18 protein-coding genes are annotated in these 25,088 nt (G+C 38.3%); 2 read left to right on the top strand and 16 right to left on the bottom strand.

Annotated features, from left to right (window positions below; translation table 11 throughout):
• Positions 1-65: 65 nt before the first annotated feature.
• Both BHU72_RS12975 and BHU72_RS12970 read right to left on the bottom strand, forming a co-directional pair.
• Entirely contained in the window at positions 66-464 is a 399-nt protein-coding gene (locus BHU72_RS12975; RefSeq protein WP_069703048.1) for an ATP-binding protein, read from the bottom strand.
• Positions 465-629: 165 nt separating this feature from the next.
• Positions 630-1,778 carry an MFS transporter gene (locus BHU72_RS12970; RefSeq protein ID WP_069703047.1) on the bottom strand — a complete coding sequence of 383 codons (1,149 nt, stop codon included), beginning with the start codon at positions 1,776-1,778 and terminating at the stop codon, positions 630-632.
• Between the two features lie 294 nt (positions 1,779-2,072).
• Between BHU72_RS12970 and BHU72_RS12965 the strand changes: the two genes are divergently transcribed.
• Entirely contained in the window at positions 2,073-3,545 is a 1,473-nt protein-coding gene (locus BHU72_RS12965; RefSeq protein WP_069703046.1) for an ammonia-forming cytochrome c nitrite reductase subunit c552, read from the top strand.
• Between the two features lie 151 nt (positions 3,546-3,696).
• On the opposite strand, the gene malQ is transcribed toward BHU72_RS12965, so the two are convergent.
• The 10 genes from malQ to BHU72_RS12915 form a co-directional block, all read right to left on the bottom strand.
• Positions 3,697-7,074, bottom strand: coding sequence for a 4-alpha-glucanotransferase (malQ, locus tag BHU72_RS12960; protein ID WP_069703045.1), 3,378 nt, complete (start codon positions 7,072-7,074; stop codon positions 3,697-3,699).
• Positions 7,075-7,095: 21 nt separating this feature from the next.
• Positions 7,096-9,522: a glycogen/starch/alpha-glucan phosphorylase gene (locus tag BHU72_RS12955; protein ID WP_069703044.1), complete on the bottom strand. Its 2,427-nt coding sequence runs from the start codon at positions 9,520-9,522 to the stop codon at positions 7,096-7,098.
• Between the two features lie 33 nt (positions 9,523-9,555).
• The gene (glgA, locus tag BHU72_RS12950) at positions 9,556-10,971 is read right to left on the bottom strand and encodes a glycogen synthase GlgA (protein WP_069703043.1); all 1,416 of its coding nucleotides are present in this window, start codon (positions 10,969-10,971) and stop codon (positions 9,556-9,558) included.
• A 23-nt stretch (positions 10,972-10,994) separates the two neighbouring features.
• Entirely contained in the window at positions 10,995-12,113 is a 1,119-nt protein-coding gene (gene glgD, locus BHU72_RS12945) for a glucose-1-phosphate adenylyltransferase subunit GlgD (RefSeq protein WP_069703042.1), read from the bottom strand.
• Positions 12,110-13,282, bottom strand: coding sequence for a glucose-1-phosphate adenylyltransferase (locus BHU72_RS12940; RefSeq protein ID WP_069703041.1), 1,173 nt, complete (start codon positions 13,280-13,282; stop codon positions 12,110-12,112). Before BHU72_RS12940 ends, glgD begins: the two co-directional genes overlap by 4 nt.
• A 2-nt stretch (positions 13,283-13,284) precedes the next feature.
• Complete coding sequence (gene glgB / locus BHU72_RS12935; protein WP_069703040.1) at positions 13,285-15,192, bottom strand: 1,4-alpha-glucan branching protein GlgB; 1,908 nt, start codon at positions 15,190-15,192, stop codon at positions 13,285-13,287.
• Positions 15,193-15,194: 2 nt separating this feature from the next.
• The gene (locus tag BHU72_RS12930; protein ID WP_069703039.1) at positions 15,195-16,199 is read right to left on the bottom strand and encodes an ROK family glucokinase; all 1,005 of its coding nucleotides are present in this window, start codon (positions 16,197-16,199) and stop codon (positions 15,195-15,197) included.
• 124 nt (positions 16,200-16,323) lie between these two features.
• Positions 16,324-17,481 (bottom strand): MFS transporter, encoded by a 1,158-nt coding sequence (locus tag BHU72_RS12925; RefSeq protein ID WP_069703038.1) that lies wholly within the window; start codon positions 17,479-17,481, stop codon positions 16,324-16,326.
• Positions 17,482-17,483: 2 nt separating this feature from the next.
• Entirely contained in the window at positions 17,484-18,239 is a 756-nt protein-coding gene (locus BHU72_RS12920) for a TIGR03915 family putative DNA repair protein (protein WP_069703037.1), read from the bottom strand.
• A 16-nt stretch (positions 18,240-18,255) separates the two neighbouring features.
• Positions 18,256-19,521, bottom strand: a complete 1,266-nt coding sequence (locus tag BHU72_RS12915; protein ID WP_069703036.1) for a putative DNA modification/repair radical SAM protein — start codon at positions 19,519-19,521, stop codon at positions 18,256-18,258.
• A 237-nt stretch (positions 19,522-19,758) separates the two neighbouring features.
• On the opposite strand from BHU72_RS12915, the gene sigK reads away from it, so the two are divergent.
• On the top strand, positions 19,759-20,457 hold the full coding sequence (gene sigK / locus BHU72_RS12910; protein ID WP_069703035.1) for an RNA polymerase sporulation sigma factor SigK: 699 nt from the start codon (positions 19,759-19,761) through the stop codon (positions 20,455-20,457).
• Here sigK and BHU72_RS12905 read toward each other — a convergent pair.
• The 4 genes from BHU72_RS12905 to BHU72_RS12890 form a co-directional block, all read right to left on the bottom strand.
• Positions 20,454-21,059 carry a GGDEF domain-containing protein gene (locus BHU72_RS12905; protein WP_069703034.1) on the bottom strand — a complete coding sequence of 202 codons (606 nt, stop codon included), beginning with the start codon at positions 21,057-21,059 and terminating at the stop codon, positions 20,454-20,456. The genes sigK and BHU72_RS12905 overlap by 4 nt on opposite strands.
• Before the next feature lie 163 nt (positions 21,060-21,222).
• Entirely contained in the window at positions 21,223-23,013 is a 1,791-nt protein-coding gene (locus BHU72_RS12900) for a peptidoglycan D,D-transpeptidase FtsI family protein (RefSeq protein ID WP_069703033.1), read from the bottom strand.
• Between the two features lie 50 nt (positions 23,014-23,063).
• On the bottom strand, positions 23,064-24,314 hold the full coding sequence (locus BHU72_RS12895) for a peptidase U32 family protein (protein ID WP_069703032.1): 1,251 nt from the start codon (positions 24,312-24,314) through the stop codon (positions 23,064-23,066).
• Between the two features lie 21 nt (positions 24,315-24,335).
• The gene (locus BHU72_RS12890) at positions 24,336-24,986 is read right to left on the bottom strand and encodes an O-methyltransferase (RefSeq protein WP_069703031.1); all 651 of its coding nucleotides are present in this window, start codon (positions 24,984-24,986) and stop codon (positions 24,336-24,338) included.
• Positions 24,987-25,088 lie beyond the last annotated feature (102 nt).

Raw genomic sequence — 25,088 nt, 5'->3', positions numbered from 1 at the left:
TCGAATATACTTCAATGTTAATAAATAAAACTACAAAATATAGTCTAACCGAAAATTGTTTTGCATTATTTTAAAAGCTTGTAACAGGTTACACGATTTCCTTGATCGTTATATAATAAATCGTTACATACCATTTTTGTCATCATAATGCCTCTGCCTCTCTCGGCAAAATTATAGACATCAAGTTCTTTGTTCATTCTTTCTTTCCAAAGAAAGCCATCTCCCTCGTCCTCTACAGTAATACGGACCATTTGATCCGTAATACTAACATCTACTAATATATGTTTGGACGGATCCTTTGCATTCCCATGCTCAAATGCATTGTTAATAAGCTCACTAAAACAGAACAATATGCAATCAAGAACAGATTGATTCGGTAGCTCGCTTAGAGTATGTTGAATGTGTTGTTTCACTTCCTCAACTTCATCCATAGTGCTATTAATTTTAAAATGGATTTTTTTCATGGGTCGCAACCTTCTAATCTAAGGATTGTATATTATATAATTTTCTCATTGTTTTAATAATTCCTGCTTACTATGTAAAAAAATGTGAAATACACTTCCATTTATAAATAATACCTAGTATGAATCGATTATATCATTGTCTTGCAAGATTTGAGAACATAATTATTAGTTTTTATTCGCTCGAATTGCTAAAAAATAAAAAATTATCTGTAAGATAGCTAAACAAAATGCAGCGACCCAAAAAACCTTCCATTGATATCGCTCCGCATAACCAGACATAATCGGACCTAAAAAGACTCCTAAGGAAAAAGCAGCATAGAAAATACCAAAAGCCTTCCCTCGAGTAGATACGTTTGTTTGATCAACCACAAGCGCTGTCATTGCAGGAAAGATTAACCCAAAACCGCATCCATATACAATCATTAGTAAACTAAAAAAAGAGATTGAACTGCCTAATTGCAGTAGAGATATACTAACCGTAATTAAGAAAATGCCGATTCCGATTGGTACTACCCTCCCATATCGATCAGAGAAACGATTGATTGGAAGAATAAATATTATGATTGCCATAATTGAAAATAAACTAAACAGCATTCCAGTGTGTTTGCTAGAGTATGATAGCTGTTCCAACAGTAAGGGAAACGCATAGGCGAGTACACCCATGGAATACATCAGACTAAACCCAGCAATGTAAGATATTCGCAGGTAAGGATTCTTAATTAGCAAGATAAAATCCTGTTTGGAATATGATTTCGCTAATCGATGCGAATCGACGAAACGCTCTTCCAAAAAAATGTATACTAAAATTGACGTAATCATAAGTGCCAAACCAATCGCCATAAAAACAACATTAATCCCATACACATCTTTGCCGATACCTGCAAACATCGGACCTAGCATAGCAGCCATTCCTACGGCTGCTCCGGAATACCCCATAGATTTGCCTACGGAATCATTTTCCGATAGATCTCCAAGAAACGCAAAGGCTGCTGGAATCAATATGGCCCCACCTACTCCGTGAACGATTCTTAAGATAAATAACTCCATAGGATTTGTAACGTACGCATATAAAAACACTGCCATTCCAGCTATAAACATCCCAGAGTAAATCCCGATCTTTCTCCCGTATCGATCGATAATAAATCCTGCACCAAGATTACCAATCATATTAGAAAAGGAATATGCCCCCATTATAATTCCAACCATAATGGAAGTTGCGCCTAATGATGTAATAAAAGGTGCTAAAATAGGTAATTGTGCCATTGTATCAATAAAGCTGACTACTATTACAAAGTATAAAAAAATTGTTTGCATAGCTTATGTTTCTCCTATATTTAAAATAAATACGTGAACCTATTCCATATATATTATCATCATTAGGACATATGAACTCTAAGATTCCGTCTGTCCATTCCTAATCCTTACTTGATAATACATCAATATACATTTTTTACAGTGACAAAAATTCATCAAATATGTGTCTAAATTATCTCACTAATATGGAGATAAACGGTATATTTTTTATTTTTAATCTCATAATAAGAAGGTCGAGTTGCTCCTTTATAGGAGTTAGACCCTTGTACATAATATTTTCAGGAGGGATACAGGTTGAAACGTACTATCATATTTTTTCTCGTCGCTTTTACGTTCTTTGTTTTTACAGGTCTTGAAGAAGTATCAGCCCAACAACAATGCCAAACCTGCCATAGTCAAACAGTAACAAAGATGACTGGCAGCAAGCATGCTAATGTATCTTGTGTTACTTGTCATACAGGTTCTGAGCAACATGCAGCGAACCCGCAACAAGTTCGTCCTAACATCGATGTTAGTGCAGCAACGTGCGGTATGTGTCACAAAACTATCTATGATGACTATCGTTACGTGAATAAAGTTGACCAGACTCCACAGAAGTCAGTGGAGTGGCCATTACTTCCAAAGCTATTAAGTGGACATGCATTTGCGAAAGACTACAGAGAGCCTAGGGAACACTTTAACATGATTGAAGATATTGAGCTAACAACAAGAGGTAAAGGTGCAACTTGTTACACTTGTAAGAGTGCAGACATCTACCATCAATGGAATAAACCAGATGGAATTAATTACGACTCTGATGTGCAAGAATTACTTACAGACAAAAAAATCAGTCATCCTATTACATGTGTAATGTGCCACAATCCGCATGGTACGGAGTCACGTACAGTTAGCTTTGGCCTCCATGAAGCTTTAGCTAAAACGGGAGCTGACCACCCTGGAAAGAATGATTCCATTAACTCTCAAATGTGTGCACAATGTCACGTAAATTATAACTTTAACCCAACTGGAAAAACAATTGAATTTCCTTTTAGAAAAGTTGCAGATATGCCGGAGTATATTGCAAACAACGAATTTTGGCAGCAACACCCTACAGGAGGCTGGAATCACCCAGAGCTTGATATGTTCTTATATAAAGTTCAGCACCCAGAGACAGAACTATATTGGGAAAGCCCACATCATAAAGCTGGCGTATCTTGTACCGATTGTCATATGCCAAAAATTAAGGACGCCCAAGGTAATGAATTCACACAGCACTTCTTAGGAAGTCCAATGAACAACCCTGAACAAACATGCGGTAACTGTCATGACCTCACAGAAGATCAATACCGTGCACAGATGAAAGAGATTCAAGAAGGAGTCTATAGTTTAATGGAAGAAGCGATGGATGAAATGTCCATTGCAATTGATACGATTGAACAAGCAAGAACTGCTAATGCATTTAGCGAAACGTTATTACAGCAAGCACGAGATACTTACTTCATTTCCCACTTAAATTGGGAGTGGATTGCAGCAGAAAATAGTATGGGCTTCCACCATCCAGAAGAAGCAACTGGTGCGTTAACTGTTGCTCTTAACAAAGCAACAGAAGCTAAAGATTTAGCACAACGTGCAATTGATGAGCCTGAATTTGTTGCAGAGACACAAGAACCGGGTCAAGTAGCAGATGAGACAGCGACGCGTAACTACCTATGGTGGATTCTAGGTTTAGCCGTTGTAGCTGCTATTGCGTTCATGTTACTTAGAAATAAAGAAGAAAACAAAAGATAATCTAGTCTAAAATGAAATAAACAAAAACTTAGCTTATAAAAATAAGGATGTGCTAAACTAGCGCATCCTTATTTATTGTCTTCCTTGCTACTTCGCCAAAAGCTTGGCAGCCATTCTCTTCACCAGTTGCTTGGCGAATGCCAAGTTTTCTTTATCGACCATACTTAATTGTTAGATCTTTGAGCTTTTGCTTAATTTTAGCGTTGATTTGTCCTTCAGTAAATCTCCAGCTCCAGTTACCTGTCGTTGTGCCCGGTGTGTTCATTCGCCCTTCAGGACCCAACGCTAAAATATCTTGTAAAGGAATAATCACAATATTAGCATCGGTCTGATACACTTTTTCTATAAACGTCCAAGCAATCTTCTTATCTTCTTCTCGAGTAGAGTCCTCCGCAGCTATAGGATGACTTCGTTGATACCAAGACAAAACTGTATCGTTATCATGAGTCCCTGTATACACTGCTGTGTTTTTGTTATGCAAAGGGATATGAAACTTAGTTAACAGATTGGGTTCTATCTCAAATTGTAATATTTGCATACCTGGGAGCTGAGTATACTCTTTTAATTCATGAACGCGCGGAGATAAATACCCTAAATCCTCTGCAACAAATGGTACGCTTCCCAGTTGCTCATATATTTTATCAAAAAATTCTTCCCCTGGTCCATCAACCCATTGACCATTAATGGCCGTCTTCTCTCCTGCAGGTATTTCCCAGAAATCTGCAAAACCTCTGAAGTGGTCGATACGAATCCTATCGACTAGTTTTTGTAATGCAGCTATCCGTTTTACCCACCACTGATAACCTTCTGCCTTTAAAGTATCCCATTGATAAATAGGATTTCCCCACAACTGCCCAGTTTCACTAAAGTAATCAGGAGGCACCCCTGCTACATGTGTAGGATGACCTTGTGCGTCAAGTTTAAACAGGTGCTGTTGAACCCATACATCTGCGCTATCATGCGCTATATAGATTGGTAGGTCACCAATGATTTGAACGCCTTTTTGATTTGCATAGTTCTTCAGATCATTCCATTGACGGAAGAATAAAAACTGTAGAAATTTTTCATATTGAATACGATTCTGTAACTTCTCTCTATAGTTATCTATAGCGTTACTTTCTCTAGCAGCAATGTTCTGATCCCAATCAACCCATGGTATTTGGTTATAATGATCCTTTAAAGCCATAAATAATGAATAATCGTCCAGCCAATCTTGGTGTTCTTTGCAAAACAAATCAAATTCAGGACATAGAACGGTAAGGCTTGGAGATTCACAAAAATTCGCAAATGCTTTTTTCAAAAGTTTGTTTTTAAACTGTTTGACCTCTTCAAAATCTACAATGTTATCTAGGAAAACCGGATGATCACTTATATCTTCAGCTTGTAAGTACCCGTCTTCAACTAATCTTTCTAAGGAAATTAACATCGGATTTCCGGCAAAAGCAGAAAAGCTTTGATATGGAGATTCACCATAACCGACAGGATGGAGCGGTAACATTTGCCAAAGATTTTGACCTGATTCTGCTAAAAAGTCAACGAATGCATATGCTTGTTCACCTAAATCTCCTATACCATGCTTTGATGGTAATGAAGTTGGATGTAACAAGATACCAGCCCTACGCTTTTCCGATTCCTTACGATTCCAGCGATTTTTAATAAGAATTCTACCTTGCAATGGCTGTAATAGAATACGTATTCTACCCTCATTCACTACAAATTCCACGTCATCCGTTAGGTCATACATAAAACCTTCAATCATCCATTGGTGGGTATCGATATCGACTGAAACGGTTTGTGTATCGCTAGAGTTCATAACAACGACAGCCAAGTTATCTAACTTCTTATAACCAAATACATCTTGCTGGTTTTCGATAGTTCTAATATACCCATATACTTGGTTTGACGGAGCAATCGATTGCCAAGACCCAGTCTGGAAAACGTCGTAGTGATTACGAATGGCAACGATTTTTTTATACCAATTGATTAACTCATGATTCTGGTCATTCCATGGGAACGGTTTGCGATTATGTGGATCTTCTCCACCAGTCACTCCTGTTTCATCGCCATAATAAATACAAGGCACACCCGGAAATGTCATCTGCCAAATAACTGCTAATTTCAGCTTATCAATATTGTCATTCAATACCGTCAATATTCGTGTAGAATCATGAGTTCCTACTAAATTCATCGTGCTATAAAAGTAATGCAATGGATAATTCTCATACAAACTCATGAGTTGCTGATGAATCTTATTGGCATCGCTGCGATTCATTAGAAAGTCGATCACTGCATTTCGAAATGGATAGTTCATTACCGAATCTAACTCTTGTCCGAGTAAATACTCTCGTCTGTTTCCATAGCTCGTTTTATTGGACGCATCTTCCCACACTTCACCGATTAATATAGTTTCCTTATCAAACTCTTTCATTGTTTTCCAAAACTTTTTGATAAATGAGTCAGGAAGTTCGTCTGCTACATCTAAACGCCAGCCTTTAGCACCCAATTGAATCCACTGCTTTAATACACTATTTTCTTGTTCGATAATAAAATCTTGATAGTATGGGTCTAACTCTTCCACATTCGGTAAAACATCAACACCCCACCAACTTTCATATTGGTCGGGGTAGTTGGAAAATTTGTACCAAGAATAATAAGGAGATTTCTGCGACTGGTATGCACCGACAGAATCATAATTACCTTCTCTATTGAAATAAATGCTGTCACTGCCCGTATGGCTGAACACTCCGTCAAGAATAATTGAAATTCCATATTGCTCTGCTTTTATGCAAAGCTCTTGAAACAAATCATTATCCCCGAACATTGGATCAATTTTATGATAATCTCCAGTGTCATACTTGTGATTACTAGCCGCTTCAAAAATTGGATTAAAATAAATCACTCGAATCCCTAATGATTGGAGGTACGGCAGCTTTTTCATCACACCTAGAAGATTACCACCGAAAAAGTCCCACCGAACGACTCTCTTTGTATCAGGATCACGCACATATAACGGTGCGTTCTCCCAGTGAGAATGTAATAAACTTTCCTTCTTTGGGTTATCTATCAACCCATTCGGATTTCCGTTATAAAATCGATCAACGAATATCTGATACATCACTGATTCTTTAAACCATTGTGGAGTTTCTACTGCTTCATCATGGATTGTGATTTGGTAGGCATGGGGATTATCCTCGTATCTGTCGCCAACCCCTCCGAATCTTCCATGGTTATTCCCATAATAATACTTATATCCATTTTCAATAATGACAAAATAATACCAGCCAAGCTGTGGTTGCGATGGCATTACTACAGTTACTCGATACCGACTTATATCATGATTGAATGGACTGATTGACATTGGGTACTCAAACGTTTGCCCTTCATCGTAATGTATATGAAGGCCTACATATTCCACATGGCTAGCAACTTCTATGTCTAATTGAAGAGTGATTTCCATCCCACAAGGCACTGCACCAAAAGGTTGACGATACTCCGCAAGATGGGAATTATGCAGAATTCTATGATTCAAACAGACACCACCCAACAAGATTTATTTAATAACGGGCTTAATCTTCCATATTTCCGAGGCATACTCAGCAATTGTTCGATCGCTGGAGAACTTTCCAGAGTGTGCGATGTTCATAATTGCCATTTCTGTCCATTTCTTTTGATTCTTGTAGGCTTGACTGACCTTAAGCTGAGCATCTACGTATGGAGTGAAATCTTTGAGTACAAAGTATTCATCATTATCCGATAATAAAGAATTGTAAATATCTCTTAACTCTCCAGCTTGAGCTACAATTTCCCCTGATATCAGTTCCTCCATAACTCTACGCACTCTCGGGAACGTGTTATACATGTCCCATGAGCTGTAACCACCATACTTGTAATAATTAAGAACTTCATTAGGTGTGAGTCCAAAAATGAAGATATTATCGTCGCCTACTTCTTCGGCAATCTCAATATTCGCTCCATCGAGTGTGCCTAGGGTTACTGCACCATTCATCATAAATTTCATGTTCCCTGTGCCTGATGCTTCCTTGCTAGCGGTCGAGATTTGTTCACTTACGTCAGATGCAGGAATAATCTTCTCTGCTAACGACACACGATAGTTTTCAAGGAAAACTACTTTAATAAGACCGCGTATCGATGAATCGTTATTGACAATGTTTGCAACAGTGTTGATTAGCTTAATTACCTTTTTTGCAAAATAGTAGCTAGGTGCTGCTTTTGCCCCGAAAATAAAGGTTCTAGGACTCGTTTCAAATGTCGAGTCTTCTTTAATACGATTATAAAGATCCATAATATGAAGGATGTTAAGAACTTGACGCTTGTAAGCGTGAAGCCTTTTTATATGGACATCAAAAACCGTGTTCGGATCGATGATAATTCCACTTTGCTCCTTAATAATATCTGCAAGAATCAACTTGTTTGAACGTTTTATATCTTGAACCTTTTGTTGAAAACTAGCATCCGATAGATATTGCTTTATTCCTATCAATTGAGATGGCTCGGCAATCCAATCTTCCCCAATCGACTCTGTGACTAGCGATGCTAACTGAGGATTTGCTCTTAATAACCAACGCCTATGGGTGATCCCATTCGTTTTGTTATTAAATTTCGTTGGGAACATCTGATAGAAATCCTTCATTTCTCTCTTTTTCAAGATATCTGTGTGTACCTGTGCCACCCCGTTGACACTATAACTTCCTACAATCGCGAGATTGGCCATGCGCACCGTGTTGTCATTAATAATTGATAAATTACGGAGCATTTCCCAATTTCCTTGATATTGTTCCCATACGACTTGTGTAAAACGTCGATTAATCTCCTCAATAATCATATATACACGAGGTAATAAGCTTTTCATTAAATCCACAGGCCATGTTTCTAATGCTTCGGACAGAGTCGTATGGTTCGTGTAAGAAATTGTCTTAGTCGTAATATCCCAAGCTTCATCCCATGATAAGTTCTCCTCATCTAATAGAATGCGCATTAGCTCAGGGATTGCCAGTACTGGATGTGTGTCATTGACATGGATACAAACTCGATTCGGCAATTCAAAAACCGAATCATAATTCTTTTTATAACTTCGCAATACACTTTGAATTCCAGCACTCACTAAGAAATATTGCTGTTTCAAGCGAAGTCGTCTTCCCTCAATATGGCTGTCATCTGGATATAAGAATTCAGAAATAGCCTCGGTCTGACGCTTATATTCAATAATCTTTCTTTGGTCATGTGTGCTAATAGAATGCGAATCTAAGTCCTTGACAATGGATTCCGCGCTCCATAGTCGTAAGGTGTTAACTGTACTGTTTTCATAGCCGATAATCGGCATGTCATAAGGTACCGCCACAACTGTTTCATATGCATAGTGATTAAATTTCAAACGTCCTTGGACTTGTTCCATCGTAACATGTCCGCCGAAGTGAATTTCTACTGCTTTATCAGATCTACGTATTTCCCATACGTTTCCTTCTTTTAACCAATGATCCGGCAATTCCACTTGATAACCACTGACGATTTTTTGTTCGAACAATCCATATTTATAACGGATTCCACAACCATGTCCCGGTAAATTTAAAGATGCAAGGGAATCTAAAAAACAAGCTGCAAGTCTACCTAGACCGCCGTTGCCTAAACCGGCATCTGGCTCATGTTCTTCCATTTCTTCGAGCGATACCCCTAACTCCTTGAGTCCTTGCTCGCATATGTCATAAATCCCCATATTCAGTAGGTTACTTCCCATTAAACGACCGAGTAAGAATTCTAATGAAAAGTAGTACACTTGTTTGACGTTATCCTTTCGGTACTGATGGTTCGTGTCCATCCAATTCGAACTGATATACTCTCGAACCATGCTACCAATAGTCGTATATATGTCGTTATAGCTTGCATCCTCGATATTTGTTCCCGTAAGAGCAGCTAATTTTTTTGAAAACCCTGTTTTAAATTCTTCCGTATTTGAAAACATAATGTTCCTCCTTGTATTAGCCGCTAATAGGATTTATAGCTGCAAATATAAATTTTTATAGTGTTTTGCAGCATTCGACCAGCTATAATCTTGTTTCACTGCATTTTTCACGAGATTTGCCCATTGAACTTGATTTTTATAGATACTTAGTGCCCTTTGAATCGTATGCAACATATCGTGAGCATTATAGTTCGTAAAAGTGAAACCATTACCCGTTTGTTCAAATTCGTTAAACGGCTGTACTGTGTCTTTCAATCCACCTGTTTCGCGCACAATTGGTATATTCCCATACCTTAGGGCAATGAGTTGGCTTAGACCACACGGCTCAAACTTTGATGGCATTAAGAAAAGATCTGCACCGGCATATATTTGCATTGCTAATGCTTCATTAAAATATAATTTTGTCGAGACTTTCTCAGGGTAGATATGCATAGCTTGTAAGAAAAAATCTTCATATTTCTTTTCTCCAGTGCCTAGAACTACAAGCTGTATGTCTTCAGCTAGGACTTGGTGGATTATTGGTGCCAATAAGTCAAATCCTTTTTGTTCCACAAGCCTAGATACAATGGCAATCATCGGAGTGGCTTGATTGATAGGTAGATTTAGTTGTTTTTGTAATTCTTCTTTATTTTTAAGTTTCTTGGCTAACGAGGTCTTGTAATGAAATTGTATATTCGAATCTCCCATTGGATTGTAAAGGTCGTAGTCAATACCGTTGACAATCCCTTGAATCCCTTTTTTCGCAATAACAGCTTCTAAGCCTTCCCCATAAAAAACATGCTTAATTTCTTCTGCATATGTACTACTGACTGTATTTACAACATCTGAATATAGGATTCCACCCTTAAGATAATTCACACATCCGTTGCTTTCTAAACTATCAGGTGTAAAGTGCTCATAGCCTAAACCTAATATATCCGACAGGATTACTTCAGGAAAGATTCCTTGATATTTCAAATTATGAATGGTTAGTACCGTTTTCATGTTGCTGTACGGCGCCTGCTGTAAGTAATGGGATTTCAGAAATACCGGTACTAAAGACGCTTGCCAATCATGACAATGAAGAATTTCTGGTTGAAAATCCATATGTTGTGTCGCTTCTAATACAGCAAAACAGAAATAGGCAAATCGCTCTGCCTCATCAAAAAAGTCATAAATACGCTCGCGATTAAAATAGTATTCGTTGTCAATAAAATAATAATGAATTCCGTTGAATTTCAATTCGAATAAACCACAATGTTGCTTTCTCCAACCTACCATGACTGGAAAAGAACAAAGGAAATTCATCTGATCTTTGAATTCTTCTATAATCGTTCCATACTTCGGTAGAATGACCCGGATATCGCATCCTTCATGTTGAAGTGCTTTCGGGAGAGAACCAATGACATCGGCTAATCCTCCCGTTTTAATAAATGGAACACCTTCGGACGCAACCATTAAAATATTCATATAACCAACCTTTCAAAGCATACTTAAATCACCATTCTCCGTGCCACAACAGTAGGCGAGTGTTGTTCCCCTTGCATAGAACCGCCTGGTGTAACGTATACTTCCTTATCCAATATTACGTTTTCAATCAAAGCATTCTCACTGATTTCACAGCGTTGCATAATAATACTATTACGGATCACTGCCCCTTTTTGTACCTTAACACCGCGAAATACAATGCAATTTTCAACTGTCCCCTCAATATGGCAGCCGTTGGCAACTAAAGAGTTGATTACGTTCGCATCACTTGAGTATTTCGAAGGTGGTTCATCTTTTACTTTTGTATAGATTACACCTGGATGATGGAACAATTCATCTCTAGTCGCTGAATTTAACATGTTCATACTGTGCTGATAGTAATCTTCTATAGAAAATATTGGTGCCACATATCCTTGATGTGTGTAGCCATACATCTTGTGTTTACTTACGCTTTTCATGATTGTGTCTTTTGTAAAGTCCTTATGACCTTTAATCATAGAAGATTCAATCAGTTCAATTAAGAAGTTGCGCTTTAGAAGATACACATCTAATGATACATTGGTAGTTTGTTCATCCATGCCTTTGTGGATATCAATTATTTGGTGCTGATTATCCATTTTGACCGTATTGCAATATTGGTGACAAAGTGTTGAATTTAATTTTTCTTTATCGCAGGTAACGATTGTAAGGTCAGCATCCATTTCGATATGAAAATCAAGGACATTCTTATAGTCGATGTTCAGTAAAATTTGACTTCCGGCAATGACAACATATTCTTGGGTACTGCGATAAAAGTAATCGAGATGCCAATAAAAGTTCTTGATATCGCCAACAAAACCAGGGAAGTTATCTTTATCTGCTGGAGGAAGTATGAATAAACCGTCTCTTTTTCTGTTTAAATCCCACGATTTCCCGTTTTTCAGGTGATCCATGAGGGATGTATATTTTTTGTCTGTTAATACGGCAACGTTGAAAATATCAGAATTTACCATACTAGAAAGTACAAAATCAACAAACCTGTATCTACCACCGAATGGAACTGAAGCATTGCAACGGAAAATTGTTAGATCCTTTAGATCCTTACATTCATTACCAAGATTAACGACTCCCATCATCTGCGTCATACCAATATCCCCTCCTGATCCCCAATCACCGCAGTTTTCGTTACTACACTATTATTGTCAATCACTGCAATCTCTTCAGAATCTATACTCCCTATAGTAGCGCCATCCTCAATAATTGTTCCTTCTCCAATAATTGCCTTATAGATTTGCACATTGGCCCCTATTTTCACGTTCGGCATGATAATCGAATCCCGTATGACAGTACCTTTCTCTATGGTAACACCATAAAATAGAACTGTGCGATGAATATTCCCATGAACAATACATCCTTCATTGACCAAACATTGTGTCACTTTGGCAGTTGGTCCAATATATTGTGGTGGTTGATTTGGGTTTACAGAATAGATTCTCCATTTACTATCATATAGATTTAGCTCAGGACGATCTTCTAATAGGTCCATATTCGCTTGCCATAGACTGTCAATGGTTCCCACATCCTTCCAATATCCCTGGAATGGATATGCAAACATAGGTATTTTATCGCGCAACATTGCTGGAATTAAATCCTTACCAAAGTCATTGCTTGATTCGGAATTGTTCTCATCGGCTATTAAATACTTTTTTAATAAACTCCAATTAAATATATATATCCCCATCGATGCTAAGTTGCTTATTGGTTTTTTTGGTTTTTCATCAAACTCAGTTATCTCGTACGAATCATTCGTATTCATGATGCCAAAACGTGAAGCTTCCTCCCACGGAACCTCAATGACAGAGATTGTAGCTTCTGATTTCTTTTCTTTATGAAATTTTAGCATTTTCGCGTAATCCATCTTGTATATATGGTCACCGGAAATCACAAGAACATACTCTGGGTCGTATTGGTCGATAAAACCCATATTTTGATAAATAGCGTTTGCCGTTCCCTTGTACCAATCTCCACCCTCTTGATGCATGTAAGGAGGAAGTACAGTGACCCCGCCATTTCTGCGGTCAAGATCCCACGGACTTCCAATCCCAATATATGTATTTAAAACTAACGGCCTGTACTGTGTAAGCACACCAACAGTGTCAATATTCGAATTCACGCAATTACTAAGGGTAAAGTCAATAATACGATATTTACCACCAAATGGTACTGCTGGTTTTGCTAACTTCGCTGTAAAAGGGGCTAGCCTTCTCCCCTCACCGCCTGCTAATAACATTGCGACACATTGCTTTCTTTGCATCGTCATACGCTCCTCTCTTTTTTTCGTGGTTCTAAAATGATAGTTGCTAACGGAGGTATTTTCACTTCTAAGCTAAACGGCTGATTGTGCCATTTCGTTTTTTGAGCCCGCAATTGCTTCTCGTTATGCTGGCCTGAGCCTCCGTATATTTCTAAGTCGCTATTAAAAACCTCGCTATACTCTGCAAGCTCAGGGACCCCTATGCGGTAGTTCTCATAGTATGTCGGCGTAAAATTACACACTATAATAAAGTAGGAACCCTTCTCCTCACCTAATCTCATAAAAGTAATCATGCTTTGGTTGAAATCATGGGGATCAATCCATGAGAAACCCTCTTGATGGTGGTCTAACTCCCAAAGTATGCTGTTATTCTTATAAAAATGATTGATATGTTTAAAATATAGTTGTACTTTATGATGCATTTCATAATCAAGTAAAAACCAATCGAGAGCTTGCTTTTCATTCCATTCAATAAATTGCCCAAATTCCGAACCCATAAATAATAGCTTTTTCCCAGGGTGTGTCATCATATAGCCAATGAATAAGCGCAAATTCGCAAATTTCTGCCAATAGTCACCAGGCATTTTGTTTAGTAACGACTTTTTGCCATGCACGACTTCATCATGAGAAATTGGCAAAATAAAATTTTCTGAAAACGCATAAAAAAACGAGAATGTTAATAACTGATGATGCCATTTACGATGGACAGAATCTAGCTCCATGTATTTCAACATGTCGTTCATCCAACCCATATTCCATTTATAATTAAATCCAAGACCACCTAGATATGTAGGAGCACTCACTAATGGCCATGCTGTTGATTCCTCGGCCATGATTAAGACGTTCGGATAATGTTTGAACACCGCTTCATTTAATTTGCGGAGAAATGCAATCGCTTCAATGTTTTCTCTTCCGCCGTATTCATTACGTGTCCATTGCCCATGTTCTTTGCCGAAGTCAAGATATAGCATACTAGCAACTGCGTCAACTCGTAGTCCATCTATATGGAATTGTTCAAACCAGAACATTGCATTAGAAATTAAAAAACTATGTACTTCATGCTTTGCAAAATCAAAGCTCAAGGTTCCCCATTCACCTTTTTCAGCTTTTCTTGAATCTGTGTATTCATATATAGGCGTTCCATCAAACATCCGTAAACCATGATCATCCTTACAAAAATGGCTAGGTACCCAATCTAGTATCACGCCGATACCCTTTTGGTGACATTGATCGATGAAGTACATAAAATCTTTTGGCGTACCATATCGGCTCGTCACCGAATAATATCCCGTAATCTGATATCCCCATGATCCATCAAAGGGATGCTCCATCACTGGTAAGATTTCAATGTGAGTGTAACCCATATCGACTACATAGTCGACAAGCTCCACCGCCAAATCACGATATGTATAATGTTCCCCATTATCCTTTAATCTCCATGAACCCAAATGCACTTCATATATGTTAACTGGTTCATTATGGGCCTTATAACTTTTATGTTTCTTTTGCCATTGCTCGTCCTGCCACTGATAACCTGATAATGGATAAATGACAGAGGCAAAATTAGGACGTATTTCAGAATATACTCCAAATGGATCCGCTTTCGAAAGTACTTCACCTTGGGTAGTATGTATCTCATATTTATAAAGATCATAAACACTTGCTTCTGTTGTGAAAAGCGTCCATACGCCAAATGAATCGATACGCTCCATTGCGTGTCGATGTCCATCCCAATCATTAAAGTTTCCTATCACACGTACTGCTGTAGCGTTCGGCGCCCACACTGTAAAACGGATTCCTGAAGTTAGTCCACTCTCGACTACATGCGCACCAAAAACTTTGTAGCTTTGAAAAAGACTACCTTCATTAAATAAGTATAAATCATCCCTGGAAGGAAGCATTGCTGCCATATTTATCCCTCCCTTTCTATGGATTCAGCTTTATATGATAATTCTGCAAGTCTTGCAGCCCCAATCATGCCTGCCTGATTTCCTAATTGAGCTAAGTGTAGCGTAGTTTGTTCGGCAATTAAAGGTGGTGCAGAGAGCATGAATGAGCTTCGCAGTGCATTCATTAATAGTTCTCCCGCATGGCTGACGCCACCTCCGATAATAATGCGTTCAGGATTTAGCACTGCCGCAATATTACCTAAGCTAGTACCAAGGATTGAAGCAATATTTCGTATAATCAACTGACAGTCAGCGTCCCCTTCAAGAGCCTGCCGAATAACGAATTGAGTGGAAATCCCTTGACCTTTTGAGAATTCATCATATAAAGATCCTTTTGAATTTGTAGCTGCTAACTCCGTTGCATCAATGGCAATTGCTCTTGCTGATACTTCTGTTTCTAAGCAGCCTATGTTCCCACAATTACATAAACGCCCTTTATGATTCGCACTTGTGATATGTCCAATTTCGCCGGCCATCCCATGTGCCCCATGATACACATGACCGTTAATAATTAGACCTCCGCCAATCCCAGTACCAATCGTGACACAAAGCATTTCTTTGTAGCCTCGACCTGCACCCTTCCAACTCTCACCTAAGGCCGCAAGATTCGCATCATTATCTACAAACACTGGTTTCTTCCACAAGGCCTGCAAATCACTTTGCAGCGAAACATTTTTCCAACCGAGGTTTGTAACATGTAAGACAATCCCATTATGATAGTCTATAAAAGCAGGCACACCAACTCCAACACTATCAATCGCATTCCAGGACAAGCCTTTACCTTTTAGTATATTCTCGATGTAGCTTGTAAATGCCAATAAAATATCTTTGTACCCTATTCCAATGGGAGTTGGTTTCTTTTCGCTGTGCACAATGCTACCTAATGAATTGATTAATCCAATTTTGACACTTGATCCACCTAAATCGATTCCAATTCTCAGCTTTTGAATAGGATTTACCCCTTCCATATTCTATTTTCGTTCCATTATATATCCTTATTGTTATTATACTGTTAAGCACCTGTAAAATCCTGCATAAAAAAACCACTTTTTCATATTTAAGAAAAAATGGTTCCATATTTTAATAATATGCTCAATTTTGTAATCTTTCACCTTGAAATGCTTGTATAAGATACACTTTCATAAAAAACAAACTGGTAATGCCGACTAGAGATGCAATGCCATACAATAAATAAATAGAAGATGGCGTATACATTTCAATGATATATCCACTAAGAACTGTAAAAAAAGTCGTCCCAAGACCCGTCCCTGCACTTGAAAAAATTGCCATACTAGTCACTTTTACATCGTCGGGAGAAAGCTCACGAACAAGCATCACGGAAGCAGGGATGAAAAGACCCACTGAAATTCCTTGCGATATTGATACAACCACGACCCATAGACTACTAGGTTCCATGGAAAAGAAAAACCATCGTAAAGCCCCAATACTAGAAGCAAAGATTAAGATGTTCGCTAAGCCAAACTTCGAAATATAATAATTTGCGATTCGCATCACAGGTGCCTCACTACCAGCCGCTAAAAGGAATACGACCCCTACACCTGCTACTGTGCCACCAATGCTCGTATAATAAATTCCGAAATAGAAGTTGTTCGCATGAACCGCTCCAAAAATCAGAAATGTACTGATTAGCAGCAAACAATAGGCTGGTAAACGGAATAATTTAGATATTCCTTGTTTGAAGTTTGTTCGCACATATTCCGCCTCATTCGGAAGCCAGCGCGCAAGGATTGCAGTCAAAATCAGAACAATCGAGAATACATAGAATATGATCCCTGAAAAAGTAAATTCCATTAGGAATCCTGTAATCCATACAGCTAAAGCAAAGCCAATCGCACCCCATAAACGAATATTACCAAATGGGACACCATGCTTCTTGACATACCCGAGTGTAATACTATCAGATATAGGTACTAACGGACTGTGAAAAAGAGCTAACAAAACGGCTACTACTATGAAATGGATATAATGGTTCAATAATAAATATCCCAGTACAGTAATTGCAGATAGAGTTGCAGTTAAGGTTATCACACCGATAGGTCTTTGAAATCGATCACTGAGATATCCCCAAAACGGTTGTGCAAAAATCGTAACAATCGGACCAATCGATAAGATGACGCCGATTTGGGCGCCAGATAATCCAACTTCTTCTAAGTATATCGCTAATAAGGGATAGAGTGATCCTATCCCAAAGAACAATAACCAGTTATAACTGATAAATAGTCTATTCATGATTACCAGCTTTCTCGAGAGATTTCAGTCAAATGCTTCCAATATTTCTGCGGCATATGTTGCCTTTGTAAGGATGGATTTATTTTATCCTGAATCGCAATATGTTGGAAGTAAGTTTTCCATAATTTCTGAAAATCCTTTTCATCGCTAGCTAGAGACAATTGCTGGAAATTAGAGAAGTCTGACACAATCCATTCCTGCCTATTATATATTGCCGCAATTTTCCGCTTTACATCATGAATCAGCCAATATTGATTCGCAAGCCTTTCTGCAAAATGTGGTGCAATTAACCCCACAATGTTAAAGTCTGGCTCCATCGAAGCGTAGTACATCTCAACTTCTGCTTCTATTTTTTGAAATCGTAACAGGCCTAGCATTCGATGCCTTTCTCTACCTACCTTTTGACAAATTCTCAGAATTTGCTGGGTAGTCTCATCTAGGATATTGTTAGAAATATTAATACCGTACTTTCCTAACTTCTTCAAATATTGATAAACAATCATTTCAAAGCCCTTTTCTTCCGAAAGAAAAACTTTATAAATCTGCCCCATAATTTCATTCGATTTCTTTTCTATAATCCCTTTATATACAAACTCTGCTACTTTTACATCCGTCTGAACATCAATCACTGGGAGGAAAAGATGACCTGCAAAAGAACCCCTCGTTTCGATAAAATCAGGGGCTTGCCTACTATGGAAAATCTCATGGTATGCTGTCAATAAACCTTCAAAACTCCCATCATAGATGTAAATTGCCATATTGTCCCTTCCAATACTAAAATAGTGATAGTTGCTCCCCGTGATTCGTAGGATTTGCTGCTAACTGCTTACTGCTCTTGTGCTTGTCCCCTATTAAATGTTGACGAATCTTCGCATCATCAAAGGAACCGCCATAGTATTTCCCTTGACAAGTAATGAAATGTTGAGCACGCTTTAGAACTACACCTATTTGCTTCAGACCTTCATAGGAAACGACCCCATATCTTCTAGCAATCACAATCTTTTTTGCGGAACGCACCCCAATACCAGGTACTTTCAGTAGCATCTCGTAGTCAGCACGATTTACCTCTAACGGAAAGATATGCAAATTTCGTAAAGCCCAATCGGATTTCGGATCTAACATAAGATCTAAGTCGTGTTGTGGATTGTTTGCAAACAGACTATCCACATCAAATCCATAATAACGCAACAACCAATCTGCTTGATAAAGGCGATGTTCTCTTAACAGGGATGATTTTGATGTAACAGGCAAGTTGGGGTGTTCAACGATCGGTATGTAGGATGAGTAATAGACTCTTTTTAAATGCATGTTTTGATAAAGTCCCTCTGATAGACGCAGAATTTGGTAGTCCTTATCATTGGTCGCGCCAATGATGAGTTGCGTGCTTTGACCTCCTGGAACAAAGGAAGGCGCTTTTTTATATTTCGCTTTCTCTTCCTTTACCTGTATAATCTGATTTCTGATATGTATCATTGGTTTCACAATCATTTCGCGTTTTTTCTGCGGGGCTAGCATCAATAGGCTTTGTTCACTGGGCAATTCAATGTTGACACTCATGCGGTCTGCATAACGTCCCGCTTGTTCAATTAATGTTGAATCCGCCCCTGGAATTGCCTTTACGTGAATATATCCATTGAATTTATACACTTCTCGTAATAGCTGTAAGGAACGAATAATACACTCCATTGTATAATCAGGGCTTTTGATTACACCAGAGCTTAAGAATAAACCTTCTATATAATTTCTTTTATAAAATTCAATCGTAAGATTTGCTAGCTCTTCCGGCGTTAAAGCCGCTCGAGGCACGTCATTGGATGCGCGATTGACACAATACACACAATCATAAATGCAATAATTCGTATATAGAATTTTTAGCAGAGAAATACATCTGCCGTCTTCCGCCCAGCTATGACAAATTCCACTCATGGCAGCATTTCCTATCCCATCAGCTTGTGCTTGCCGCTTACTACCACTGGATGAACAAGAAACATCGTACTTCGCACCATCTGCTAAGATCGCTAATTTCTGTTGCAAGTCCACTATGGACACCTTCCATCTATCATCATTTAACTGTCGAATGATTATTAAAAATTTCATTACTAATTCTTACTATTGTCACTACTTGTTCTAATAAATTATATCACAATTCCCTACATCGAATCAAACTTATGTTCTGTTTTTGAAATATTAAATTTTGGTACGTGCACGGACTTGCACGATTCTTCATATGATGGGTTATGCGCCTACAAAAACAAATAGAAATAGGGAGGAATGCGTGTGCCAGGCTTGATTACTGCCTTAGGTCTTATGTTTCGCGAGATTGTGTTGCTATTCTCTTATATTAAGAATAATGCATTTCCAAAGCCATTGTCAGAAGACGAAGAATTAGCGACATTAACTGCACTGCAAAATGGTTGTGGGGACTCTCGGGAGAAATTGATAAAGCATAATCTGCGTTTAGTAGCACATATTGTCAAAAAGTTTGAAAACACCGGGGAAGATACAGACGATTTAATCTCAATCGGTACGATTGGATTAATTAAAGCAATCAACAGTTACTCACTTGATAAAGGGACCAAGCTAGCAACCTATGCGGCGCGCTGTATTGAAAATGAAATCCTGATGTTCTTGCGTTCCACGAAGAAAATGAAAAAAGATGTTTCCTTACATGATCCGATTGGTCATGATAAAGAAGGAAATGAAATTACGTTAATTGATGTCTTAAAATCAGAGGATTTAGAGATTGGCGATACGGTAGCTTTAGAAATGGAGAAGAAGAAGGTTGTTACGAGGTTAGATATCTTGAATAATCGCGAAAAACAAGTGATTATAGCCCGTTATGGACTCACAGGAGATAAAGAAAAAACGCAACGGGAAATAGCGAAGGGACTTGGAATCTCTCGCTCTTACGTATCACGTATAGAGAAACGGGCTCTAAATAAATTATATAATGAGTTTTATAAGAAGAACCATTAACACTTCTTTTTCATATCGTACATCTTCTTATCAGCTAATTGAATATATTCAGTAATCGATGGCATATTCATTGTAGGATACTGACAAACCCCATAGCTGATGTTTAATTTGAACTTAGTAGATTGAAGATTATAATCTTCAATCTTTTTTTCAATTCTACAGCAAACTTCTTGAGCCTCTTGATGAGTCGTATTTGGGAAAATAATCACAAATTCATCGCCTCCGAAACGGTAGACAACATCATGTTTTCTAATATTCTCTTTCAGTATTCTCGCTGTATTTAATATTAAATTATCGCCTTCCATATGACCAAGTACATCGTTGATTGTTTTCAGGTCATCTATATCGACAAAACAGATTGTTAAAGGATTTCCAGTGGTTCTAGCAACTTCAATTTCATGATTTAACATCTTTTTTCCTTCTCTTTTGTTCAGTATTTCAGTCATATCATCCTTGCGTGCATATTCCTTCCATTTGTCTAGTTCATGTGTTAAGCGTTGGCATTCATCGCGTAATTGAATAAGCTCGTCATTTAGTTGTTTAATTTGACGCTCTTTGCGGATATCTTCTAACTCGTTTTTATCTTTTTCCAATTCTCCCATACTATTTACCTCCTTATGGCTTTGGAGAATAAAGATATTATTACTTAAAAATATAGCCCAGTAATCAATATTCTACTAAATATGTCGTGTCGAAGTATGTCACTTTATCACACTAAAGAATTATATTTTAACGAATGAATTTTTATAACAGTATATTCATGTATTATTGATTTAGAGTATTAATAATGAAATCTTTAAAAAGATTGGTCGGAGTACCTATTTGTTCATAGGACCTTACATCTTCTACAACAATGCTTATTGAATATTTTGGCTTATTCGCTGGGTAATATGCTACAAACCAGCGATGGACATTCCCTGTTTTTCCTATTTCAGCAGTCCCAGTCTTTCCCCCTGCTAAGATTCCTGCTTCTCCAATAGTGGTAGCTGTCCCTTTTTGTACAACTGCCTCTAGTAGTTTACTCAATTGGTAGAATGTATGTCTGCTAATTAATCCAGGAGTTTTATATTGGGTATGATACGCTTGAATTAGATAACCATTTTTTCCACGAATTTCTTGAACAAGTCGTGGCTGATAGATTCTCCCATGATTCATAATAGTAACCAACATATTCGATGCCTGAAGTGGAGTAATCTGCACATCCTGCTGTCCTATGGCAGTGTTCGCAATCAACTGCTCATTCTTTCCTTCGATTCGAAAGATTTGACCATGCTCTTCTTGATAGATTTGTGGAATCCCGCGATTGGAATCATAATAACTGATTGTCGAGCCCAGTCCAAAAGCTTGCGCATATTTCTCTATTTTGTCTCTACCAATTTCAATCGCTAGCTTTGCAAATGTAACATTACACGACTCTGCAAACGCATCAATCAACGATAAATGCCCGTGTTCTTTCCAACACTTTAGCTTTTCTCCATTAGCAAACTCTAAATGCCCCTCACAATCAAATCGATCTTGTAAAGAAACAATCCCTTCTTCTAATGCGGCCGCTGCAATCACAATCTTAAACACAGATCCTGGAAACAAAGCTGCTACAGCTCGGTTTTTCGTATCGTTATATTTTTCAATTTCTATTTGATTGGGGTTATAATTCGGTCTACTAGCCATCACTAAAACATCGCCATTTTCCATGTCTTGAACTACGATGGACCCTTTTTCCACTTGATAGGAGTCTAGTAATCGTTCTGCTGATTGCTGCATTTCGAAATCGAGTGTTGTTACAATTTTGGCAGGGCGGTATGGATTGTCGTTTTCATATAGTCGAATGCCTAAACCATAGTAGGGGTGTAGCTGTTGATTGCGGTCTTGATATATGTAATAGGAGATTCGCGAGTCTCCTTCACTTTTCACATCCAATTCGTAGGTCCTTTCTAATCCAGATTTCCCTACTAAATCACGCTCTGAGAAGACACCGTTTTCTATGTATTTCTTATACTTAGCTTGTAACAGACTCGGATCTTGTCCAATGAAACCCACCACATGCCTTGCAATCATTTCATCTGTGTATCGTTCTTTGTGGTCAGCAAAAAAAATACCCGATAGTTTCAAGGCCTCGATTTTCTGTTTCTGTGCTTCGTTAATATACACAACTTTCTGATTAATCTTTAGTAGTTCCGGTAATCGAATCGTCGCGAATCTATTAAATAGTAATGCTTCGTCAATTGTTAATATGCTTGCTAACTCTTCGATTTGCTTCTTTTCAAGCGCTAACTGTTCTTTCCTCTTAGGAAGTACAAGAATTGCTTCTCTCTCAAAACCTGTAAAGGAAAGTCCCTTTCGATCTAAGATATCCCCACGACCAATATCTAAAGTAACAGAACGTGAACGCTGCTCGATTGATTTACTCACGAGATTAATCCCCTGGTAATCGTTTTTGGCAAACAGTTGAATATATCCTATGTGCGCTAAGATGATAGTTAGTAGTATTGAAAATGAGAATAGTAAAGATACTAATCTCCTAATATTCTTACGATGAAGATCATTGTTCCAGTCCATAAAAAACCCCCTGTAACCTCAGTATCGCCAATGAGGTCAGGGGATAAACTTTATGCGTCTACAGATATTGAACTTTCTTTCCTAAATAATGAATATGGTTTTACAGGCTGATCCATCGGAATATATACAATTTCTAACGGATGTGGTGCTACATCTACCTGTTCACCCTTAGCGTTAGTAATCCAATGTATTAGTTGTTGGAAATGTACTCCTCCCGGACTCACAACCTCCAGCTCATCGCCAACTTTAAAATTATTTCTCTGTTCTACCGTTGCAATTCTTGTCTCCTCATTATACTCCATTACCATACCAACAAAGTCATATCTGCGGAACTGTTCACCCGCCCGATACATTTGCTCTTTTTCCGTAGGCTTTTGGAGATAAAATCCTGTACTTAACGGTCGATGAGATGCCTTTTGGATTTCCTTAATCCAATTGGGGTCAACTTTGTATGCATCTGGGTTCTGTAAATATAAGTCTATCGCTTGTCGATACACATTCGTTACTGTAGCAACATAGTGGATGCTCTTCATTCTACCCTCAATCTTAAAGCTAGTAATTCCCGCTTGAATCATCTCTGGGATATGTTCCACCATACATAAATCACGAGAGTTCATCAGATAGTGCCCTTCTGTCTTCAGTGACCACTGCTTTTGTGACTGCTCGTTTGCATGCTCTATGTTTTGCTCTGTGGCGACGGAATAATTCCAACGACACGATTGAGCACACCCGCCCCTATTTGCATCACGATTCGCCATATAATTAGAGAGTAAGCATCGACCAGAATATGCTACACACATTGCACCGTGGACGAAGCACTCAATTTCTGTGTTTACATTTTTGTGAACCTCAGTAATCTCTTGTAGCGATAGTTCTCTGGCTAATACGACCCTCTCAACACCTAAGTCCGCCCAGAATTTTACAGTCTGCCAGTTTGTTGTGCTTGCTTGTGTGCTGACATGCAAAGGCATCTCTGGGATCACTCGTTTCGCTGCCATATAGATTGCAGGATCTGCGAAGATAATGGCATCAATCCCTGTTTTGGCAACTTCTATGAGATATTCATCTAATCCTACCAGGTCATCATTATGTGCAATGATATTGGCTGCCACATAAACCTTCGCTTGATGTGAATGGGCAAACTCTACTCCCTCACGCATGTCTTGGAATGTAAAATTCCCCGCCGCTTTACGTAACCCAAATCGTTCTCCTGCTATATAGACCGCGTCTGCCCCATAGCGTACTGCCATTTTTAATTTTTCTAAGTTGCCAGCAGGCGATAAAAGCTCTGGTTTCTTCATGTTCAAAGGTACCCTTTCCTATCAATCGTTTGTATCGCTTATTTTTATACTTACAGCAATTCCATCACCAATGGAATAAAATGTCGTATGCCAATTTTCTAGATGCTGTAGTTTCACGTTATAGGACTGTATTTTCTTTACCAGGGAAGCAAGCTTTTTCGTTGGTTCCACAATTCCAGGTACCATTCCGTGAAAAAACACATTATCCGTGACAACAATCGCACCCTTACTAGTCATTTGATCGATGACATCAAAGTATTTCACATATTGCCCCTTTGCCGCATCAATAAATACAAAGTCATACTGCATATCTTGGGCAAGAATAGGGAGAACATCAATTGCATCCCCCTCATGAACTTTAATGCGATTGGCATAGTGATTTTCTTCGAACAACTGTTGGGCACGCTTTACACGTTCCGAATCAATCTCAATCGTATCAATCACTGCGTTCGTCGCATCTAACATCCATAGCGCTGAATAGCCAACGGCTGTTCCTACCTCAAGGATGCGTTTCGGCTGTTGAATTTTACATAGTAATTCTAGAAAATATCCCGTTTCTGGATAAATAATCGGGATTCCTTCCTCTTTCGCAATCGATTCAAGTTGTGTGTAGATTGGTTTTCTAATAGGTTGTAATCCTTGTATGTATGTAACTAATTGACTATCTATCAATCATCTAACCACCTTTTGTCCTTTTTCAATTGAATCTAATATATCATAATCGCATTCATCTTGCGAATGGTACGAACTTGATGATTCGGTCAAAAAAACAGT

This window comes from Desulfuribacillus stibiiarsenatis, from assembly GCF_001742305.1.
Lineage (GTDB): Bacteria > Bacillota > Bacilli > Desulfuribacillales > Desulfuribacillaceae > Desulfuribacillus_A > Desulfuribacillus_A stibiiarsenatis.
The sequence above is the reverse complement of the archived record's forward strand: the minus strand, read 5'-3'. Positions and strand labels throughout refer to the sequence as shown.

What these genes read in the sequence shown, in the direction of transcription:
- BHU72_RS12975 (WP_069703048.1), bottom strand. Translation starts at nt 464, where the DNA reads ATGAAAAAAATCCATTTTAAAATTAATAGCACTATGGATGAAGTTGAG.
- BHU72_RS12970 (WP_069703047.1), bottom strand. Translation starts at nt 1,778, where the DNA reads ATGCAAACAATTTTTTTATACTTTGTAATAGTAGTCAGCTTTATTGAT.
- BHU72_RS12955 (WP_069703044.1), bottom strand. Translation starts at nt 9,522, where the DNA reads ATGTTTTCAAATACGGAAGAATTTAAAACAGGGTTTTCAAAAAAATTA.
- glgA (WP_069703043.1), bottom strand. Translation starts at nt 10,971, where the DNA reads ATGAATATTTTAATGGTTGCGTCCGAAGGTGTTCCATTTATTAAAACG.
- glgD (WP_069703042.1), bottom strand. Translation starts at nt 12,113, where the DNA reads ATGACGCAGATGATGGGAGTCGTTAATCTTGGTAATGAATGTAAGGAT.
- BHU72_RS12940 (WP_069703041.1), bottom strand. Translation starts at nt 13,282, where the DNA reads ATGCAAAGAAAGCAATGTGTCGCAATGTTATTAGCAGGCGGTGAGGGG.
- glgB (WP_069703040.1), bottom strand. Translation starts at nt 15,192, where the DNA reads ATGGCAGCAATGCTTCCTTCCAGGGATGATTTATACTTATTTAATGAA.
- BHU72_RS12930 (WP_069703039.1), bottom strand. Translation starts at nt 16,199, where the DNA reads ATGGAAGGGGTAAATCCTATTCAAAAGCTGAGAATTGGAATCGATTTA.
- BHU72_RS12925 (WP_069703038.1), bottom strand. Translation starts at nt 17,481, where the DNA reads ATGAATAGACTATTTATCAGTTATAACTGGTTATTGTTCTTTGGGATA.
- BHU72_RS12920 (WP_069703037.1), bottom strand. Translation starts at nt 18,239, where the DNA reads ATGGCAATTTACATCTATGATGGGAGTTTTGAAGGTTTATTGACAGCA.
- BHU72_RS12905 (WP_069703034.1), bottom strand. Translation starts at nt 21,059, where the DNA reads ATGGGAGAATTGGAAAAAGATAAAAACGAGTTAGAAGATATCCGCAAA.
- BHU72_RS12900 (WP_069703033.1), bottom strand. Translation starts at nt 23,013, where the DNA reads ATGGACTGGAACAATGATCTTCATCGTAAGAATATTAGGAGATTAGTA.
- BHU72_RS12895 (WP_069703032.1), bottom strand. Translation starts at nt 24,314, where the DNA reads ATGAAGAAACCAGAGCTTTTATCGCCTGCTGGCAACTTAGAAAAATTA.